19 protein-coding genes and 1 tRNA gene are annotated in these 17,982 nt (G+C 71.0%); 9 read left to right on the top strand and 11 right to left on the bottom strand.

From position 1 onward, the window contains the following. Nucleotides 1-23: 23 nt before the first annotated feature. The 8 genes from ACIRJT_RS32505 to ACIRJT_RS32470 form a co-directional block, all read right to left on the bottom strand. Nucleotides 24-761 carry a D-Ala-D-Ala carboxypeptidase family metallohydrolase gene (locus ACIRJT_RS32505; RefSeq protein WP_403916345.1) on the bottom strand — a complete coding sequence of 246 codons (738 nt, stop codon included), beginning with the start codon at nucleotides 759-761 and terminating at the stop codon, nucleotides 24-26. Nucleotides 762-929: 168 nt separating this feature from the next. Further along, nucleotides 930-1,568 carry a peptide deformylase gene (gene def / locus ACIRJT_RS32500; protein ID WP_403916342.1) on the bottom strand — a complete coding sequence of 213 codons (639 nt, stop codon included), beginning with the start codon at nucleotides 1,566-1,568 and terminating at the stop codon, nucleotides 930-932. A gap of 124 nt (nucleotides 1,569-1,692) precedes the next feature. Then, nucleotides 1,693-2,688, bottom strand: a complete 996-nt coding sequence (locus tag ACIRJT_RS32495; RefSeq protein WP_018959149.1) for a hypothetical protein — start codon at nucleotides 2,686-2,688, stop codon at nucleotides 1,693-1,695. A gap of 299 nt (nucleotides 2,689-2,987) precedes the next feature. Continuing rightward, the gene (gene rsrA, locus ACIRJT_RS32490) at nucleotides 2,988-3,308 is read right to left on the bottom strand and encodes a mycothiol system anti-sigma-R factor (protein WP_018959150.1); all 321 of its coding nucleotides are present in this window, start codon (nucleotides 3,306-3,308) and stop codon (nucleotides 2,988-2,990) included. Then, a complete protein-coding gene (locus ACIRJT_RS32485) occupies nucleotides 3,305-3,961 on the bottom strand; it encodes a sigma-70 family RNA polymerase sigma factor (RefSeq protein WP_007458152.1) in 657 nt (218 codons plus the stop codon). Before ACIRJT_RS32485 ends, rsrA begins: the two co-directional genes overlap by 4 nt. Before the next feature lie 337 nt (nucleotides 3,962-4,298). Further along, a complete protein-coding gene (locus tag ACIRJT_RS32480; protein ID WP_403916339.1) occupies nucleotides 4,299-4,940 on the bottom strand; it encodes an alpha/beta family hydrolase in 642 nt (213 codons plus the stop codon). A 44-nt stretch (nucleotides 4,941-4,984) separates the two neighbouring features. Beyond that, a complete protein-coding gene (locus ACIRJT_RS32475; protein ID WP_403916336.1) occupies nucleotides 4,985-5,800 on the bottom strand; it encodes an SOS response-associated peptidase in 816 nt (271 codons plus the stop codon). Between the two features lie 88 nt (nucleotides 5,801-5,888). Beyond that, entirely contained in the window at nucleotides 5,889-6,902 is a 1,014-nt protein-coding gene (locus ACIRJT_RS32470) for a GlxA family transcriptional regulator (RefSeq protein ID WP_403916332.1), read from the bottom strand. Between the two features lie 218 nt (nucleotides 6,903-7,120). Here ACIRJT_RS32470 and ACIRJT_RS32465 point away from each other — a divergent pair, with 218 nt between their 5' ends. From ACIRJT_RS32465 to ACIRJT_RS32440, 6 genes are all read left to right on the top strand, one after another. After that, nucleotides 7,121-8,428: an MFS transporter gene (locus ACIRJT_RS32465; RefSeq protein ID WP_403916329.1), complete on the top strand. Its 1,308-nt coding sequence runs from the start codon at nucleotides 7,121-7,123 to the stop codon at nucleotides 8,426-8,428. Next, the gene (locus ACIRJT_RS32460; RefSeq protein WP_403916327.1) at nucleotides 8,413-9,657 is read left to right on the top strand and encodes an ATP-grasp domain-containing protein; all 1,245 of its coding nucleotides are present in this window, start codon (nucleotides 8,413-8,415) and stop codon (nucleotides 9,655-9,657) included. The genes ACIRJT_RS32465 and ACIRJT_RS32460 overlap by 16 nt, the downstream gene beginning before the upstream one ends. A 173-nt stretch (nucleotides 9,658-9,830) precedes the next feature. Beyond that, nucleotides 9,831-10,544, top strand: coding sequence for a M50 family metallopeptidase (locus ACIRJT_RS32455; protein WP_097866092.1), 714 nt, complete (start codon nucleotides 9,831-9,833; stop codon nucleotides 10,542-10,544). A gap of 104 nt (nucleotides 10,545-10,648) precedes the next feature. Next, on the top strand, nucleotides 10,649-12,001 hold the full coding sequence (gene aroA / locus ACIRJT_RS32450) for a 3-phosphoshikimate 1-carboxyvinyltransferase (protein ID WP_403916325.1): 1,353 nt from the start codon (nucleotides 10,649-10,651) through the stop codon (nucleotides 11,999-12,001). Between the two features lie 3 nt (nucleotides 12,002-12,004). Next, nucleotides 12,005-13,021 carry a ribosome small subunit-dependent GTPase A gene (gene rsgA / locus ACIRJT_RS32445; RefSeq protein ID WP_403916322.1) on the top strand — a complete coding sequence of 339 codons (1,017 nt, stop codon included), beginning with the start codon at nucleotides 12,005-12,007 and terminating at the stop codon, nucleotides 13,019-13,021. A 158-nt stretch (nucleotides 13,022-13,179) separates the two neighbouring features. Beyond that, entirely contained in the window at nucleotides 13,180-13,503 is a 324-nt protein-coding gene (locus ACIRJT_RS32440) for a multidrug efflux SMR transporter (protein ID WP_010061553.1), read from the top strand. Here the strand turns inward: ACIRJT_RS32440 and ACIRJT_RS32435 are convergent. Then, complete coding sequence (locus ACIRJT_RS32435; protein ID WP_403916319.1) at nucleotides 13,460-14,089, bottom strand: TetR/AcrR family transcriptional regulator; 630 nt, start codon at nucleotides 14,087-14,089, stop codon at nucleotides 13,460-13,462. The two genes, ACIRJT_RS32440 and ACIRJT_RS32435, sit on opposite strands and share 44 nt — an antisense overlap. A 124-nt stretch (nucleotides 14,090-14,213) precedes the next feature. Here ACIRJT_RS32435 and hisN point away from each other — a divergent pair, with 124 nt between their 5' ends. After that, complete coding sequence (hisN, locus tag ACIRJT_RS32430; RefSeq protein ID WP_371625822.1) at nucleotides 14,214-15,014, top strand: histidinol-phosphatase; 801 nt, start codon at nucleotides 14,214-14,216, stop codon at nucleotides 15,012-15,014. 199 nt (nucleotides 15,015-15,213) lie between these two features. Next, nucleotides 15,214-15,612 carry a cyclic nucleotide-binding/CBS domain-containing protein gene (locus ACIRJT_RS32425; protein WP_403916315.1) on the top strand — a complete coding sequence of 133 codons (399 nt, stop codon included), beginning with the start codon at nucleotides 15,214-15,216 and terminating at the stop codon, nucleotides 15,610-15,612. A gap of 89 nt (nucleotides 15,613-15,701) precedes the next feature. On the opposite strand, the gene ACIRJT_RS32420 is transcribed toward ACIRJT_RS32425, so the two are convergent. After that, nucleotides 15,702-17,171: a catalase gene (locus ACIRJT_RS32420; protein WP_403916312.1), complete on the bottom strand. Its 1,470-nt coding sequence runs from the start codon at nucleotides 17,169-17,171 to the stop codon at nucleotides 15,702-15,704. A 170-nt stretch (nucleotides 17,172-17,341) separates the two neighbouring features. On the opposite strand from ACIRJT_RS32420, the gene ACIRJT_RS32415 reads away from it, so the two are divergent. Next, on the top strand, nucleotides 17,342-17,761 hold the full coding sequence (locus ACIRJT_RS32415; protein WP_403916309.1) for a Fur family transcriptional regulator: 420 nt from the start codon (nucleotides 17,342-17,344) through the stop codon (nucleotides 17,759-17,761). A 119-nt stretch (nucleotides 17,762-17,880) separates the two neighbouring features. Here ACIRJT_RS32415 and ACIRJT_RS32410 read toward each other — a convergent pair. Continuing rightward, a tRNA-Met gene (locus ACIRJT_RS32410) sits at nucleotides 17,881-17,954 on the bottom strand. Nucleotides 17,955-17,982: the final 28 nt, after the last annotated feature.

Raw genomic sequence — 17,982 nt, 5'->3', positions numbered from 1 at the left:
TGCCCGCCCCCGTCCGCGGCGGGTCAGATACCGCAGCTGGGCGCCGACCAGAAGCGGCTGGGGCCCTGGTTGACGTGCACGTGGTCGTTGTGGCCGCTGTAGCCAGGGCCGAGGATTCCCCGGAAGCCGTGGTGGCGCGCCTGCTTGGCGAGCGTGCACAGCGAGTGCGGGGAGGCGCCGAGGTCGACCGCGTCACCGTACATATGACGGCTGTTGGAGGCTCCGCCCACGGCCGCGTTGCAGGAGGTGGAGCGGAAGCCGCTGGTGACGCGGATGGACTGGTCGCCCAGCGCGTGGCGCAGCGCCTCCAGCTTCCACATGCTGCTCAGCGCGTTGGCCTTGGCCGTGCCCGCCGCGACCTTCCCGCCGGCCCAGGTGCTGTTGCACGTGTTCAGCTCGGGGTAGGTGAAGTGGGCCGGGGTGCAGTCGTTGTCCTGGAGCGCGTAGAGCTTGGACTGGGTGGCGGGGCCGGCGACCCCGTCGGCCGCCAGGCCGTAGGCCGCCTGGAACCGCTTGACGGCGGCGGTGGTGGCGGGGCCGTAGGAGCCGTCGATGGCGAGCACCGCGTTGTAGCCCGGGTAGCCGGCCACCCGGATCTGGAGCTGGGTGACATCGTTGCCGGTGGCGCCTGCCTTCAGGGTGCGGGTCCAGGTGTAGCAGCCGTCGGCCTGCGCGGTGCCGGCGGTCAGCACCGCACCCCCCAGCGCGAACGTAATGGTCATGACAAGTCCGAGCAGAACGCGTGCGGTACGTCTCAGCACAGGGGTCTCCCTCTGAACGTCACGGTCGATGTGCAGCGAGCCTGGCCCAGTCAGCTACGCGCGTCAACTACCTCTGGGGAAACTGCAGTTATCTGCCAGGGGCGGAGCGAAACGGCAGGGGCCCGGCACCCGCGAACCGGTGCCGGGCCCCTGCGGGGGTGTTCGTCCTCAGTCGTTCGGGACGACCTCGTAGCGCGGAGTGCCCTCGTCCATCTGCCGCAGCGCGTCCTTGCGCTCCCGCTTGGAGAGCCGGTCGATGTACAGATAGCCGTACAGATGGTCCGTCTCGTGCTGGAGGCACCGCGCGAAGTAGCCGCTGCCCCGCACCTTGACCGGATTGCCCTGCGCGTCCTGCCCGCGCACCACGGCGTAGTCGGGGCGGGCGAGCGAGGCGTACGCGGTCGGGACCGAGAGGCAGCCCTCGTTGGAGTCGTCCAGCACCCGCGCCTCGGGAGCCAGCTCCTCCAGGACCGGGTTGCAGATGACACCGGTGTGGCGGACCCCGTCGTCGTCGGGGCAGTCGTAGACGAAGACCTTCAGGTCCACGCCGATCTGGTTGGCGGCCAGGCCGACACCCTCGGCCGCCCTCTGGCTGGCGAACATGTCGTCGATCAGCCGCGCCAGCTCGTCGTCGAAGGCGGTGACGTCCTTGCACTCCTTGTGCAGCACCGGGTTGCCCACGACCGTGATCGGACGGGAGGTGCCGCGCTCGCGGTAGGCCGCCTCGCGCTCCTCGCAGTCCTCCGTGTCGACGAGGAACCCCTCGTCGTCCACGCCGATCCGCCCGTCCGTCTCCTGCTGCGACATGTCCGCCGTACGCCTTCCTGCAAACCTGAACTCGGTGACCCCGCCGTGTCCCGTCCCGTCAGTGCCCGGGAACCGCGAGTGGAACAGCACCGTGAACGGTGCGCGTACAGCCTACGGCCACCGGTCAGCAGACTTCTTCGAGATCCCGCCACTCGCGGCTGTCGGGGCTGTCCGCGACCCAGCCGTCCAGCAGCCCGCGCACCAGTCCGGCGGGGGCCGCGAGGCCGCACTCGCGCTCCGGGACCCACAGGTCTCCGGCGCCCGCGGTGCGGTGGCCCAGCGGCCCGGGGTGGCCCGGCTCGCTGTGATCGTGCGGGTCCAGGTGCTCCCCGTCGCCCTCGTCGCTCTCCATCCGGCTCTCCGAGCACGCCCGGCACAGCAGCCGTACGGAGGAGGACCAGTCCTCGGCGGCGAACCCGGCGTCCGAGGCCAGCTTCTCCAGCGCGTCCCGGTCGTCCTCGGTCGCCGCCTCCAGCAGCACCACCCAGGTCGGCACGGGTGAGGGAGCCCACAGCTCGATCTCGTCGAACACCGGATACGAGGGCCCGGCCGCGGTGACCCGCTCGCCGTTGGGCACCCCGTCGTGCAGCACGACCTCGCCCCAGCGCCGCCCGGAGGACGGCAGCGGGATCGAGAGCACCTCGATCCGGGCCGGGTCGAGCCGGCGGCCCCAGACCACCTCGGCCTCGCCCTCCGGCGAGAGCCGCACGGCGGCGCTGCCGAGCTCCATACCGGTCGGCTCGGTGGTGGCCGCGCTGTGCTGGCCACCGCCGGGGACCTTCAGCCCGTACGCCTGCCAGGCCCGCCGCGCCAGCGGCCAGTCCTGGAGCGCGGTGGCCGCGATCCCGACGTTCCACCAGTCCGGGGCGCCCGACTCCCGGTCGAGCAGCGCGACGGCCCGCAGGCCCGCCGCCCTCGCCTGCTCCCAGTCGTGCCGGAACTTGTGCAGCAGCGCCAGATTGAACCAGGACTCCGAGAGCCAGGGCTCCAGATCCGCCGCGCGCGTCAGCAGCGCTCCCGCGTCCTCGTACCGGCCGTCGCCGATCAGCGTGAACGCGCGGTCCGTGGCCTGCCGCCAAGAGGCGGACGGCCGATGCCGTACCTTCCCGAAGATCCTCACGATTCCCGCCTGTCCCGACTGGACACCCTCGTCATCCGCTCTGCTTTCGCATCCAACCATGCCCGGCCGGACGCCCGCTCATTACCCATGGGTTACCCAGCTCCGGCCGGGGTCAGACCGCCCGCGCGAGGACGCGTCCCAGCGCCTCGGCCACCGGTGACCGGTGATCCTGCCCGGAGCCGGTACCGGGCCGCTCCGGCGCGGCCCCGGACATGCGTGGGCCGCCGCACCCGGGCGATCGGGGCACAGCGGCCGTCCCGCCGGACCTCGGGGATCCGGCGGAGCATCTACGGGTGTGACTACTCGGCGGCGGACGCCGACCGGTCGGTGTCCTGCACGGTCAGATCCTGCTCGGGCACGGCCTCGCCGGCCCGGATCAGGTCGATCCGGCCCATCACCTTGGAGCGCAGATCGGTCGGGACGTCGTCCTGCCCGCAGCAGCGCTTGACCAGCTTCTTCACGGCCTGTTCGAGGCCGTACTTCTCCAGGCACGGGGAGCACTCCTCGAAGTGCACCTCGAACTTCGTGCAGTCGCCCTCGGGCATCTCCCGGTCGAGAAACTCGTAGAGATGGTCGAGGACCTCCGAGCAATCCGTCTCGTGCGGCTCTCCGCAGCTCATGAGGCCGAGCCCTTCCGATCGTCCGAGTCACCGGCGCCGGCCGCGACGAGCCCGCGCTCACGGGCGTAGTCCTCCAGCATGCCGCGCAGCTGGCGACGGCCGCGGTGCAGCCGGGACATCACCGTACCGATGGGGGTCCCCATGATGTCCGCGATCTCCTTGTAGGCAAAGCCCTCGACATCGGCGAGATACACGGCGATGCGGAACTCCTCGGGAATCGCCTGGAGCGCCGACTTCACGTCGGAGTCCGGGAGATGGTCGAGCGCCTGGGACTCCGCGGAGCGCAGACCGGTCGACATGTGCGACTCGGCCCGTGCCAGCTGCCAGTCCTCGATCTCCTCGGCGGCGCTGCGCTGGGGCTCCCGCTGCTTCTTGCGGTACGAGTTGATGAAGGTGTTGGTCAGAATGCGGTACATCCACGCCTTGAGGTTCGTACCCTCACGGAACTGGTGGAAGGAGCCGTACGCCTTGGCGTAGGTCTCCTGGACCAGGTCCTCGGCATCGGCCGGGTTACGCGTCATACGCAGCGCGGCCGAGTACATCTGGTCGAGAAAGCCGAGGGCGTCCCGCTCGAAGCGCGCGTTGCGCTCGGCGGACGTCTCCGGTGCACGGCCGTCGTCGGTCCCTGTGTCGGTCCCAGTGACCGGACCCACCTCCTCCAACGATGTGGCGGAGCCGAAACCGGACCCGCTCGCATCGGAGAATAGTCGACCTTGCTTCGGGGCGGGCAGTCGATCAGCTCCGCCCGGCGGCCGCTCGAGGCTGGTCCTCGCCGCGGGCAGCACGGTCCACTCCAGATCAGCGGCGTTCGAGCGGCTGGGGCAGATGGTCGAACCCATGCGACGGACTCCCTCTCCACGTTGTTCGGGGTACCACGTATCCGTACTGACGTATCCGTACCGACGTCCCGAACAACAGCGCCCCCGGGCGGAGCATTCCCGTGGCCCGTGCCGGGTGCGTGAGGCCCGGATCACCCCGGGGCCGATCCGGTCAGCCGAGTGACGCGATCCACCCGGCCACCGCGCCGGTGAGGACGGCCATCGTCTGCTCCTCGGTCACCCCGGACCTCTTCGGCACCGCGAACCCGTGGTCGCCGTGGGGCACTTCGGCCAGTCGGTACGGGCCGGGCGGGAACTCGTCGGGCCGGCCGAACGGATCGTTGCCGCCCTGCACCACCAGCGTGGGCACACCCGCCCCGAGCAGTTCGTCGGCGCGGGACCTCTCCGGCTTGCCCGGAGGGTGCAGCGGGAAGCTGAGCGCGAGGACGGCGGTCGCGCCCAGCTCCGTCGCCGTACGGCAGGCGACCCGGGCCCCGGCGCTGCGCCCCCCGGAGACGACGGGCAGCCCGGGAGCGGCCAGGGCGGGCCACAGGCCGCGCCAGCCGGTGTCCAGGGTCTTCGGGGCGGGCGCGACCTTCTTGCCGGCCACCCGCCAGGGCTGCTCCACCAGGGCGACGGTGACGCCGTGTCCGGGCAGGGTCGCGGCCAGGGCCTTCAGATCGCGGGCCTCGATGCCGCCGCCCGCCCCGTGGCTCACGGCCAGGACGAGGCGGGGCGCGGGCGCGGGGACCCAGGTGATCCGGGCCTCACCGGCGTCGGTGGTGACGTTCTGTGTACGTGGTTGACGGCTCACCGCGCCATCCTCTCCCGCGCGCCCGCCCGCATCCCGCGCGGCGCTCAGAACAGCGTGGACTCCTCCGGCGCGGCCAGCTCCTCCAGCAGTTCGGGTCCGTTGTTGCGGACGTTGCTGACGGTGGTGGCGACCGGGTAGGCGCGCATCAGCCCGCCGGGCGGCGGCTCCAGCAGCGCGCGCAGCTCGTCGACGCCCGTGTGGGTGGGGTCGAGCCAGGTGTCCCAGCGGTCGGGGGTGAGCATCAGCGGCATCCGGGGGTGGATGTCGGCGAGCGCGCCGGGCCCCTCGGCGGGGGCGACGGCCAGCGGTGTGGTCTCCGCCTCGGTGGTGATCACCGAGCACGTCACCCACCAGGCGTGTCCGTGGTCGCCGGGCAGTGTCGCGTCGCGCCAGAACTCGTAGAGCCCGGCCATCGCGAAGACCGACCCGTCGGCGGGGGTCACGAAGTAGGGCTGCTTACGGGCCCGCTTCCTGCCCTTCTCCTCCTCCAGCCGCCGTTCCTCCGAACCGGTGACCCACTCGTAGTAGCCGTCGGCGGGCAGGATGCAGCGGCGCTGGGCGAAGGCGCGGCGGAAGGAGGGCTTCTCGTGCACGGTCTCCGCGCGGGCGTTGATCATCCGGGCGGCGCCCTCGGGGGTCTTCGACCAGGACGGCACGAGTCCCCATTTCAGGGCACGCAGCTGGCGAACCGGACGCTGGTCGTCGGCGTCCTTAACAGGACGCTCCAGAACGGCGTAGACCTCCTTGGTCGGCGCCACGTTCCAGTCCGGCTCCAGGGCCTCGGTGGGTTCCCACTTCTCGACGCCGAAGAGCCCGGTCAGGTCCTCGGGCTTCCGACTCGCCGCAAACCGTCCGCACATCTCGATCCACCCATCCGAACCGGGGGAACACCCAGTGTTCTGGTGTCCCGGCCCTCGGGACACGTCCAAGAGTGGCAGGACCGGTGGGCTACGGGAAAGGAGCCCCCGTCCCGATCCGGTCGGTCCGGCCCCACTTGGTCGCGCCGAGTGAGCTGCCCCGGAAGGCGCGCCGGTACGCGTTGGGGGTGATACCGAGGGAGCGCACGAACTGGTGACGCAGCGCGGCGGCGTTGAGGAATCCCGTACGGGCCGCCACGGCCTCCATCGTCGCGTCGGTGTTCTCCAGCTGCTGCTGGGCGCCCAGCAGCCGCTGGGCCAGCAACCAGCGGTAGGGGGTGGTCCCGGTCTCCATCCGGAAGCGGCGGGCGAAGGTGCGCGGTGACATGCAGGCGTGCGCCGACAGCTGGTCGACGCTGATCTCCTGCTCCAGGTTCTGTTCGGCCCAGGCCATCGCCATGCGCACACCGCTTTCCCCGGAGTGCGGCACGGGCCGCTCGATGTACTGGGCCTGGCCGCCTTCCCTGTGCGGGGGCACGACCATCCGCCGGGCGATGGCGTTGGCCACGTCGCTGCCCTGGAGCTTGCGCACCAGGTGGAGACAGGCGTCGATGCCCGCGGAGGTACCGGCCGAGGTAAGGACCGGGTCTTCGTCGACGTAGAGCACCCCTGGTTCGACCTCCGCCTCGGGGTAGCGCTCGGCGAGCGCGGCGGCGTACCTCCAGTGCGTGGTGCAGCGCCGCCCGTCGAGCAGTCCGGCGGCGCCCAGGACGAAGGCGCCGACGCAGACGCTGAGCACCCGCGCGCCGCGGGCCACTGCCTGTCGCAGGGCCTCCAGAAGGGCGGGCGGAAAGTCCCGGGTGTGGAAGCCGTCCCCCACGGGGACGGCGATGAGATCGGCGGCGTCCAGCCGGTCGAGCCCGTGGGGCGTACTGATGGTGAACCCGGGCACCGCCCGCACGGGCGAGGTCTCCGCGGCGACGAGCGCGAAATCGTAGCCCGGCAGTCCTTCCTCCCGGCGGTCGATCCCGAATACCTCGCATACGACACCCAGCTCGAACGGGTGCACGTTGTCGAGCAGCACTGCGGCTACGTTCTTCAGCATGAGGCCCAATGTGGCAGTACGGCATGGGTAGGTGACAGCCCATCGCCCAGGGGCCGCGTCCTCGGCCGGCCTGAGGACACGGAGGGACTCCAGGACACAGCGGAGAAGGCGGCCGCCGACCGCGAGCACCGGCAGACGGAGGACGGTGGCGGTAATTCCCTGTTCCCTGTCAGTGCTCGCACTGTCGCCGTGCCGACCGCTTCCGCACAGTGAGTCGCATGGCACAGGACAACGCGACGAAACCGTCGAGCGCGGCCGGGGAACAGCGCGCGGGAGTACGGCAGGTCTGGCACGAGTCACCGGCGGCGGTGAAGTCCCTGCTGGGCGGCATGATGATCAATCGGCTCGGCGGCTTCGTGCAGGTGTTCATGGTGCTGTACCTTGCCGAGCGCGGATTCTCCGACGCCCAGGCCGGCGCGGCCCTCGGTGTGTACGGCGCGGGGGCCGTGGTCGGGACCCTGGTCGGGGGCTGGATGTCCGACCGGCTCGGACCGCGGCTGACGATCGTGTCCACCCTGCTGGGCTCGGCGGTGCTGCTGCCCTGCGTGCTCCATCTGGACAGCTACGCGACCATCCTTGCCGTCATCGCCCTCAGCGGCGCGGCGAGCCTGGCCTACCAGCCGGCCTCCACCAGCATGATCAGCGACCTCACCGCGCCCGAACGCCACATGATGGTCTTCGCCATGGGGCGGCTGGCGATCAACCTCGGCAGCACGATCGCGCCCCTGCTGGGCGCCGCGCTGGTCAAGGTCTCCTGGGACTTCCTGTTCTGGGGGGAAGCGCTGGCGGTGGTGGTCTTCTCCGCGGTCGCCGCGACCACCCTGCCGCGCGGCACGGCGACGGACCCGGCGGAGGACGGGGCGGCGGCCGGAGCAGAGGACGGAACGCGGAGCGGCGGGACGAAAGCCTCGTATCGGGCGGTGCTGGCCGACCGTCGCTATCTGCTTTTCCTGCTGGCCATGTTCGTCAGTTCCGTCATCTACATCCAGCACATCGCGGCCCTGCCCTTGACCGTGAAGCACCTCGGTCTGGGCATCGAGGTCTACGCGGCGATGATCGCGCTGAACGGCCTTCTGGTCATCACCTGTGAACTCCTCGTCGCCAAGGTGGTGCAGCGCTGGGCGATGCGCACGGCCGTGGTCCTGGGCGTGCTGCTGACCGGCGTCGGAATGAGCATGTACGCCCTGCCCTGGGGCTTGGCCGCGCTGGTGATCGCCACCCTCGTCTGGTCGCTCGGGGAGATCATCGGCTACCCGTCCCTGTTCTTCGCCTATCCCGCACAGGCCGGCCCTCCCGGGCTGCGGGGGCGCTATCTCGGAGCTTCGAACGCGCTGTACGGACTCGGCAGCGCGATCGGTCCGTTCATCGGCGTGATGGTCTGGAACCGCTTCGAGGAAGGGCTGTGGATCGCCTGCGGAGTGGTGGGCCTCCTCGCGGGGGCCGCCGCACGGGGCGGTGTACGTCCTGCCGACGGGCCGACAGCGGGACCCATCGCAGAAGGGGAAGCTACATGCCACGCCACGTAATCCTGGTCGATCCCTATTCCGAGGCCGCCGAGTACGCGCACGCCTTTCGGAGGCGGGGAGTCCGGCCGGTGGCCGTGCTGAGCACGCCGACGCCCCTGAAATCGTATCTGCACGGCTGGAAACCCGAGGCTTTCGATGCGACGCACTTCCATGACGGCGATTTCGCGAAGCTCGTTCGCATCGTGGGCGGCTATGGCCCGGTCGCCATCATTCCGGGGAATGAGCACGCGGTCGGGCTCGTGGACGCGTTGATCGAGGAGCTGGCACCGGGTACGGGTAATGTTCCCGGACTCTCCGCCGCCCGTCGGGACAAGTGGCCCATGGTCCAGGCCACGGCGAAGGCAGGCATTCCACACCTGCGCACGTTCGCCGCGGCGAACGAGGAGGAGGCGGCCGACTGGTTGCGGGAGGCCGGCCTGGAAGGCCGGGCGCTGGTACTGAAGCCCCGGTGCAGCGGAGGGACCGACGGTGTCCACAAGGTGGAGGCGGGCGATGACTGGCGCCCGGCCTTCCGACGACTGCTGGGCTCCACCAACATGTTCGACCTGACCAACGACAGCATCCTGCTCCAGGAGTTCGCGGCAGGGACCGAGTTCGTCGTGGACACCTACTCCGTCGACGGGGAACTCGGCCTCACAGCCGTGGTCCGATACAGCAAGTCGTCCCGGGGGGATCGCATCGGGGTCTATGACGCGGAGGACTACCTCCTGCCCGGTGATCCGCTGGTGGGCGTGCTGGAGGCGTACACGCGGCAGGTCGCCCGGGCGGTCGGCGTCCGTACGGGATGCACGCACACCGAGATCATGCTGACGGACGACGGTCCCCGGCTGATCGAGATCGCGGCCCGCCTCGACGGGGGCTGTGCGCAGCAGGCCGCACGGCTCGCGACCGGGGATTCTCAGATCGACCGCGCCGTACGGCACCATCTGGACTCCGTCTTCGTCCCCGGGTTCGAGATCGTGCGGCCCACCCGGGTGGTATGGCTCTCCGCCCCGAACAGCGGCACCATGCGCAATGCGGAGGTGCTCGACAAGGTGCGCGAGCTGTCCTCGTTCCAGAAGCTGGGCTGTCGCTACCCCAACGGGTCCCGGGTTCCGAAGACCGAGGACCTCTTCACCACTCTGGGCTGGGTGCTGCTCTCCGCCCCCGATCAGGAGGTGCTCGGTCGGGATACCCGGCAGGTGCGGGAGATCGAGGCCGGGGTCGTGATCGATCCGCCGACTCTCTGACACCGGCCGAGGGGCCGTGGGAGCGCCTGCGCTCCGGATCCACGCGGCGCACCCCCGGACCGGGAACGGTCGCCCTCGCGGGACAGCGTTGCCAGGACGTCCACGACACCGTCCGCGCGTAGATGCCAGACTGCCACGACCGCCCACCCCGACCGCGAGGAGTCGCCCGGCCGATGAACAGCACCGAATTGGGCGATCTGTGGGATCGCGTCACCGGAACCCAGTCCGCTCCCGAGCAGTGGCTGGTGGTGGTGACGGCCACCCTGGCACTCGTCGCCGTCGTGCCCAACCCGATATGGCGGCTCGCGCGCAACACCATCACCATCGCGCACGAGGGCGGCCACGGCCTGGTGGCCCTCCTCACCGGGCGGCAGCTTTCCGGCATCCGGCTGCACTCGGACACCAGCGGCCTGACCGTGAGCCGCGGCAAGCCGACGGGGATCGGCATGATCCTCACGGCGGCGGCGGGCTACACGGCCCCCTCACTGCTGGGCCTGGGCGGCGCCTGGCTGCTGACCAACGGCAGGATCACCCTCCTGCTGTGGGTGGCGACGGCCCTGCTCGCGGTGATGCTGGTGATGATCCGCAATGTGTACGGGGCCCTCACCGTCATCCTGACGGGCACCGCCTTCCTGCTGGTGTCCTGGCTGGCCTCCTCGGACGTCCAGTCGGCGTTCGCGTACGCGGTGGTGTGGTTCCTGCTGCTGGGCGGGGTGCGGCCGCCGTTCGAGCTCCAGTCCAAGCGGCGCCACGGCGGCGCCCCGGACTCCGACGCGGACCAGCTGGCCCGGCTGACCCACGCCCCGGCGGTGCTGTGGCTGTTCCTCTTCCACGCGGTGTCGCTGTGCTCGCTGATCGGCGGCGGGCGGTGGCTGCTGGGGTGGTGAGGGCGGGCCGGACCGCCGCGACCGGCACCACTCCTCCGTTACGGGGCGGTTTCCGCCCTTTTGATCAGGATCCAGGTCGGCGTGGAGCCACTAAAGTAAGGGCCATGACCGAGAGTTCCGTGCACCCCGCCCTCTGGCCCGCCCCCCATGCGAGCGGCGCCGTCGACGCGACCGTCACCGTGCCCGGATCCAAATCGGTCACCAACCGCGCGCTCGTGCTGGCCTCGCTGGCCGCCGAGCCGGGCTGGCTGCGCCGCCCGCTGCGCTCCCGCGACACGCTGCTCATGGCCGACGCGCTGCGCGCCATGGGCGTCGGGATCGAGGAGACCGTCTCCTCCTCGTCCGCCACCAGCCCGTCCGCCGCGGCCTCCCCGGTCGGCTCGGGCGAGGCCTGGCGGGTCATCCCGGCGGGACTGCACGGCCCGGCGGCGGTCGACGTCGGCAACGCCGGCACGGTCATGCGCTTCCTGCCGCCCGTCGCCACGCTCGCCGACGGCCCGATCCGCTTCGACGGCGACCCCCGCTCCTACGAGCGCCCGCTGACCGGCGTGATCGAGGGGCTGCGGGCGCTCGGCGCACGGATCGACGACGACGGGCGCGGGGCGCTGCCGCTGACCGTGCACGGCGGCGGGGCTCTGGAGGGCGGCCCGGTGGCGATCGACGCCTCGTCGTCCTCGCAGTTCGTCTCGGCGCTGCTGCTGTCGGGGCCGCGCTTCAACCAGGGCGTGGAGGTCCGGCACACCGGGTCCACCCTCCCCTCGATGCCGCACATCCGGATGACCGTCGACATGCTGCGGGCCGTCGGCGCGCAGGTGGACGAACCGGAGACGGGCGGCGAGCCGAATGTGTGGCGGGTCTCCCCCTCCGCCCTGCTCGGCCGGGACCTGACGATCGAGCCGGACCTGTCGAACGCCCAGCCGTTCCTGGCCGCGGCCCTGGTGACCGGCGGCCGGGTCACGGTCCCCGACTGGCCCGAGCGCACCACCCAGCCGGGTGACGCGCTGCGCGAGATCTTCACCGCGATGGGCGGCAGCTGCGAGCTGACCGAGCGCGGGCTGACCTTCACCGGGACGGGCCGTATCCACGGCATCGACGTGGATCTCGGCGAGGTCGGCGAGCTGACCCCGGGCATCGCGGCGGTCGCGGCGCTGGCCGACTCCCCCTCCACGCTGAGCGGCGTCGCCCATCTGCGGCTGCACGAGACGGACCGGCTGGCCGCGCTGACCAAGGAGATCAACGGGCTGGGCGGCGATGTCACCGAGACGGCCGACGGGCTGCACATCCGCCCGCGCCCGCTGCACGGCGGCGTCTTCCACACCTACGACGACCACCGCATGGCCACCGCAGGGGCGATCATCGGCCTGGCGGTGAAGGGCGTGGAGATCGAGAACGTGGGCACGACCGCCAAGACCCTGCCGGACTTCCCGGACATGTGGACCGGAATGCTCGGGGCCTAGAAGATGCGCCGCTACGGGAAGAACCCCGACGAGGACGACATCCGCGTCCGCCCCAACCGCAAGGGCAACCGGCCGCGCACGCACATCCGGCCCAAGCACGAGGACGCCGAGGACGGCATGGTCCTCACCGTCGACCGGGGCCGGCTCACCTGCCTCGTCGAGGGCCGGACCGTGGTGGCGATGAAGGCCCGCGAACTGGGCCGCAAGGCCGCCGTGGTGGGCGACACCGTCTCCATCGTCGGTGATCTCTCCGGCGAGAAGGACACCCTGGCCCGGATCGTGCGGATCTCCCCGCGCCGCACGGTGCTGCGCCGCACGGCGGACGACGACGATCCTTACGAGCGCGTGGTCGTCGCCAACGCGGACCAGCTGGCGATCGTCACCGCGCTGGCCGACCCGGAGCCCCGCCCGCGCATGATCGACCGCTGTCTGGTGGCGGCGTACGACGGCGGTCTCACCCCGCTCCTGGTGCTGACCAAGTCCGACCTCGCGTCCCCGGACAAGCTGCTGGAGGCGTACACCCCGCTCGGCGTCCCGTACATCGTGACCAGCCGCGAGGAGTTGGAGAGCGGGGACGCGGCGGACCGGGTGCGCGAGTTCCTCAACGACCGCGTCACCGCCTTCGTCGGGCACTCCGGGGTCGGCAAGACGACGCTGGTCAACGCCTTGGTGCCTGCGGAGCGACGGCGGACCACCGGCATCGTCAACGCGGTCACCGGCCGGGGGCGGCACACCACCACCTCGGCCCTCGCGCTGCCGCTGCCCGGCGACCGGGGCTGGGTGGTCGACACCCCGGGCGTGCGCTCCTTCGGGCTGCACCACGTCGACCCGTCGCGGGTCATCCACGCCTTCCCGGACCTGGAGCCGGGCACCGAGAACTGCCCGCGCGGCTGCACCCACGACGAGAACCAGCCGGAGTGCGCGCTGGGCGCCTGGGTGGCGGAGGGGCACGCCGACCCGGCGCGACTGGACTCCCTGCACCGGCTGCTCGCGACCCGGGAACGGCGCGAGGGCGACTGACGGCGCGCCCGGCAGGAATCGGCCGGGTCGGCACGGGCATGTTTGCGAGCCTCAACGACCGGTAAAGGCATAATCGCACCGAGTGAGCGGTGCGTGACGCCGTCCACCGGGTACGTTCCCGAACCGATGCCGGTCACCTACGCGGGAGGCAACCGACGATGCCCTGGCTGCTGGTCGTGGTCGCAGGACTGCTGGAGACCGGCTTCGCCGTGTGTCTGAAGCTCTCCCACGGATTCACCCGGCTCTGGCCGACCATCGCGTTCGCCGCGTTCGCGCTGGGCAGTTTCGGTCTGCTGACCCTGGCACTGAAGAAGCTCGACGTCGGTCCGGCGTACGCGGTGTGGACCGGGATCGGGGCTGCCGGGACGGCGATCTACGGCATGATCTTCCTCGGGGACGTGGTCTCCACGCTGAAGCTGGTGTCGATCTCGCTGGTGATCATCGGTGTGATCGGCCTCCAGCTGTCCGGCTCGGCCCACTGAGACCCGCCGCCTCCTGAACCGCCGGCCGTGACGCCTCCCGGACGAGGCGGAGCGCCCGGCTGTCCGCGGCGTCGTCGCCCGGGACCGGGACGATCACACAGGACAGCGCGAGGCGTAACGCGATCTCGCAGCGCCCGGCGGTGGCCCCGGGCGACGCCGCCATCCGGTCCCGTACCAGCGTGAGCAGTTCCTCGGGGGTCGGCGGCGGTCTCCCGCCCGGACGCCCCCGAGGGCCCGGCCGGTGGTCCGGGCGGTCCGGGCGGGGCAGCCCCACCGCCCAGTCCCCCGTGAGCAGCGCCTTGACCAGCGCGTCCTGGCGGGCCGCGCGTAGGGTCCAGAGCGCGACGGCGGCCGGACGGTCGGGAGCCGGGGCCCTCAGGGCGCGGTCCACTCCGGCGAGATAGCCGTCCGCGGCCCGTCGCAGCAGCGCCCCGGCCAGCCCGCTCTTGGTGCCGAACTCGTTGTAGAGGGTCTGCCGCGAGACGCCGGCCAGGGCCGCGACGTCGACCATGCGCACCGTGCGCCAGGGCCCGTCGCCCAGGGCTCGGAGGGCTGCGTCCAGCAGTGCCTGCCGCGCTGTCGGCATCGTCGCCTCCCCCCACCCGGGACCTCGCGGTTCAGAGTTGACGCGCTCCCGGGGGCTGTCAAGGGTCCCGGGCGGCACGGGGGCGCTGTAGCCCGCGCCCGGCGGCGCTGGATACTGTGACGGCATGCCCGACTACCACGATGATCTGCGCCTGGCCCACGTACTGGCGGACGCCGCCGACGCGGCGACGATGGACCGGTTCAAGGCTCTCGACCTGAAGGTGGAGACCAAGCCGGACATGACACCGGTGAGCGAGGCCGACAAGGCCGCCGAGGAGCTGATCCGGGGCCACCTGCACCGGGCCCGCCCGAGGGACGCGATCCTGGGCGAGGAGTACGGGATCGAGGGCAGCGGACCGCGGCGCTGGGTGATCGACCCGATCGACGGCACCAAGAACTACGTGCGCGGCGTGCCGGTGTGGGCCACGCTGATCTCGCTGATGGAGGCGGGCGAGGACGGCTTCCAGCCGGTGATGGGCGTGGTCTCCGCGCCCGCGCTGAACCGGCGCTGGTGGGCGGCGAAGGGCGCGGGCGCGTTCACCGGACGCAGCCTTACCTCCGCGACCCGGATGCACGTGTCGAAGGTGGAGCGGATCGCCGACGCCTCGTTCGCGTTCTCCTCACTGTCGGGCTGGGAGGCGCAGGGCCGCCTCGACGGCCTGCTGGACCTCACACGGGCCTGCTGGCGGACGCGGGGATACGGGGATTTCTGGCCGTACATGATGGTCGCCGAGGGGTCCGTGGACATCTGCGCGGAGCCGGAGCTGTCGCTGTGGGACATGGCGGCGACCGCGATCATCGTGCAGGAGGCGGGCGGGCGGTTCACCTCGCTGGACGGGGTGGACGGTCCGGGCGGCGGGAACGCGGCGGCCTCCAACGGGCCTCTCCACGACGAGCTGCTGGGTTATCTGAACCAGCGCTACTGACCGCCCCTTTCGGGTCTGTCCGAAACCGTACGGTCCGCGAGACGTGCCGGGGGCTTGTCGTGTGCTTTTCGCACGCCCTCCGGCGCGCTTCGCTCACCCCTTGTCGACCAGCCCCAAGGGTGCAACTCTGAGAGTCCCCCCACTTGTGAACTTGTGAATCGACTCACAGAGTCGGCTCGCCGAGGAGGTGGCTCGTTTCATGCTCGTCCGTGACGCCATGAGCACGGTGGTCCTCACCATCGGCCCCACCCATACGCTCCGCCAGGCGGCCCGGCTGATGTCGGCCCGCCGTATCGGGGCAGCTGTCGTCCATGATCCGGACACCTGCGGGCTCGGCATCATCACCGAGCGCGACATCCTCGACGCGGTCGGATCGGGGCTGGACCCCGACCGGGAGACCGCGTCCGCCCACACCACCACCGACGTGGTGTTCGCCGCCCCGGCCTGGACTCTGGAGGAGGCCGCGGAGGCCATGACGCACGGCGGGTTCCGGCATCTGATCGTGCTGGACGGCGACGGCCCGGTGGGCATCGTCTCGGTGCGCGACATCATCCGCTGCTGGGCACCCGTCCGGCGTGCGGTCGCGGCGCCCGGCTGACGCCCGCCCGGCGTACGGTCGACGCCGGAACGACCGGTGGGCCGGACCCCACGAGGGGGTCCGGCCCACGGTCGACGGCAGGCGTCCGGTCAGCCGCGAAGGGCCTGGACCGCGGCTTCCAGCCGCTTGCCGAAGTCGCCGTCCGCCTGGCGGAAGTTGTTGATCGCGCGCTCGGCGATGTCGTCGCGCGAGACCTTGGCGATGAACCCGGCGAGGTTCTCGACCAGCCGGACCTTCTCGTCCTCGGAGAAGAGCCGGTAGAGGTCGCCCGCCTGCACGAAGTCACTGTCCTCGGCGTGGACGGGGGCCTCGTGGTTGCCGGTCGGTCCGGTGACCGGCAGGGGCTGCCACAGCGGGCGGTCCGTCTGGGACGGACCGCCGAAGCTGTTCGGCTCGTAGTTCTTGGCGCCCTTGTGACGGCCGTCGTAGAGGAAGCCGTCCCGGCTGTTGGTCCGGGCCTCGGTGGCGTGCGGGCGGTTCACCGGCAGGTGGTCGGCGTTGATGCCGACGCGGTAGCGGTGGGCGTCGCCGTACGCGAAGAGACGGCCCTGGAGCATCTTGTCGGGGGACGGACCGATGCCCGGCACGAAGTGCGCGGGGCTGAAGATCGACTGCTCGACCTCGGCGAAGATGTTCTCCGGGTTGCGGTTGAGCTCCAGCTTGCCGATCTCGATCGGCGGGTAGTCCGCGTGCGGCCACACCTTGGTGAGGTCGAACGGGTTGAAGCGGTAGCCGGCTGCGTCCGCCGCGGGCATGATCTGGACCTGCACCGTCCAGGACGGGAAGTCACCGCGCTCGATCGACTCGCGCAGATCGCGCTGGTGACTGTCGGGGTCGACGCCGGAGAGCCGGACGGCTTCCTCGGTGGTGAGGTTCTTGATGCCCTGGTCGGTCTTGAAGTGGTACTTGACCCAGAAGACCTCGCCGGCCTCGTTGTTCCACTGGAAGGTGTGCGAGCCGTACCCGTTCATGTGGCGCAGCGTGGCGGGGATGCCCCGGTCGCCGAAGAGCCAGGTCACCTGGTGCGTCGACTCGGGCGACAGGCCCCAGAAGTCCCAGACGTTGTCCGCCTCCTGCGAGCCGGTGTACGGGTCGCGCTTCTGGGTGTGGATGAAGTCGGGGAACTTGATGGCGTCCTTGATGAAGAACACCGGGGTGTTGTTGCCGACGAGGTCGTAGTTGCCCTCTTCGGTGTAGAACTTCAGCGCGAAGCCGCGGGGGTCGCGCACCGCGTCGGCGGAGCCGAGGTTGCCCGCGACGGTCGAGAAGCGCAGGAAGGTCTCGGTCTGCTTGCCCACCTCGGAGAGGAACTTCGCCCGGGTCCACTGCGAGACGTCGCGGGTCAGCGTGAAGGTGCCGTACGCACCGGCGCCGCGGGCGTGCACGATCCGCTCCGGGATGCGCTCGCGGTTGAAGTGGGCGAGCTTCTCCAGCAGCGCCTGGTCCTGGACGAGAACCGGCCCGCCGGCGCCGGCGGTCTCGCTGTTCTGGTTGTCGGCGACCGGCGCGCCGGCCTCCGTGGTGAGCGGTCCCTGCGTCACGTGCGCCTCCTGCGTCATGTCCTGCACTTCCAAGATCGGCCGACCTCGGTCGTCGGTCCGATGTTCCGCACAGCCTGTCCCTTGGCGTATGCCGATCCCGATCCTACAATGGACAATGTCTAAGTCAAGTGAACATCCAAAGTCACACCCGATCGGGACTCGGTCCCTCCACTGTTAGGCTGGGCTGCATGAGCGACCTGCTGGAACGACTTCGTGGACGCGGCTGGCGCATGACGGCGCAGCGGCGTGTCGTGGCCGAGGTCCTCGACGGGGACCACGTACACCTGACGGCGGACGAGGTCCACGCGAGGGCCGTTTCCCGGCTGCCCGAGATCTCGCGCGCCACCGTCTACAACACTCTGGGCGAGATGGTGTCCCTCGGTGAGGTGCTGGAGGTCTCCACCGACCGCCGGGCCAAGCGCTACGACCCGAACGCGCACCACCCGCACCACCACCTGGTGTGCGGCCGGTGCGGCGCCATCAGGGACGTGCACCCCGCGGGCAATCCGCTGGCGGACCTGCCGACGGACGAGCGTTACGGCTTCATGGTCTCCGGCGTCGAGGTGACGTACCGCGGCATCTGCCCGGCCTGCGCCGCCACCGCCTGACCCGACCCTTCGGGCCCGCCTCCGGGCGGGCCCGGCCCTTCTCGGTCGCCGTACATGGCGAAGGCGCCGTACATGATGAAGGCCCGGATCTCGATGAGATCCGGGCCTTCGTCCTTCAGTAGCGGGGACAGGATTTGAACCTGCGACCTCTGGGTTATGAGCCCAGCGAGCTACCGAGCTGCTCCACCCCGCGTCGGTGAATGCAACATTACGTCAGCGGG

Origin of the sequence: Streptomyces sp. NPDC102283 (assembly GCF_044766265.1) — a bacterium.
Lineage (GTDB): Bacteria > Actinomycetota > Actinomycetes > Streptomycetales > Streptomycetaceae > Streptomyces.
This window is presented reverse-complemented; position numbering and strand designations above follow the sequence as displayed.

Excerpts from the sequence above, each read along its gene's own strand:
- def (WP_403916342.1), bottom strand. The coding sequence starts at position 1,568 with ATGTCGCAGCAGGAGACGGACGGGCGGATCGGCGTGGACGACGAGGGG.
- rsrA (WP_018959150.1), bottom strand. The coding sequence starts at position 3,308 with ATGAGCTGCGGAGAGCCGCACGAGACGGATTGCTCGGAGGTCCTCGAC.
- ACIRJT_RS32475 (WP_403916336.1), bottom strand. The coding sequence starts at position 5,800 with ATGTGCGGACGGTTTGCGGCGAGTCGGAAGCCCGAGGACCTGACCGGG.
- ACIRJT_RS32470 (WP_403916332.1), bottom strand. The coding sequence starts at position 6,902 with ATGCTGAAGAACGTAGCCGCAGTGCTGCTCGACAACGTGCACCCGTTC.
- ACIRJT_RS32465 (WP_403916329.1), top strand. The coding sequence starts at position 7,121 with ATGGCACAGGACAACGCGACGAAACCGTCGAGCGCGGCCGGGGAACAG.
- ACIRJT_RS32460 (WP_403916327.1), top strand. The coding sequence starts at position 8,413 with ATGCCACGCCACGTAATCCTGGTCGATCCCTATTCCGAGGCCGCCGAG.
- ACIRJT_RS32455 (WP_097866092.1), top strand. The coding sequence starts at position 9,831 with ATGAACAGCACCGAATTGGGCGATCTGTGGGATCGCGTCACCGGAACC.
- aroA (WP_403916325.1), top strand. The coding sequence starts at position 10,649 with ATGACCGAGAGTTCCGTGCACCCCGCCCTCTGGCCCGCCCCCCATGCG.
- rsgA (WP_403916322.1), top strand. The coding sequence starts at position 12,005 with ATGCGCCGCTACGGGAAGAACCCCGACGAGGACGACATCCGCGTCCGC.
- ACIRJT_RS32440 (WP_010061553.1), top strand. The coding sequence starts at position 13,180 with ATGCCCTGGCTGCTGGTCGTGGTCGCAGGACTGCTGGAGACCGGCTTC.
- ACIRJT_RS32435 (WP_403916319.1), bottom strand. The coding sequence starts at position 14,089 with ATGCCGACAGCGCGGCAGGCACTGCTGGACGCAGCCCTCCGAGCCCTG.
- hisN (WP_371625822.1), top strand. The coding sequence starts at position 14,214 with ATGCCCGACTACCACGATGATCTGCGCCTGGCCCACGTACTGGCGGAC.
- ACIRJT_RS32425 (WP_403916315.1), top strand. The coding sequence starts at position 15,214 with ATGCTCGTCCGTGACGCCATGAGCACGGTGGTCCTCACCATCGGCCCC.
- ACIRJT_RS32420 (WP_403916312.1), bottom strand. The coding sequence starts at position 17,171 with ATGACGCAGGAGGCGCACGTGACGCAGGGACCGCTCACCACGGAGGCC.
- ACIRJT_RS32415 (WP_403916309.1), top strand. The coding sequence starts at position 17,342 with ATGAGCGACCTGCTGGAACGACTTCGTGGACGCGGCTGGCGCATGACG.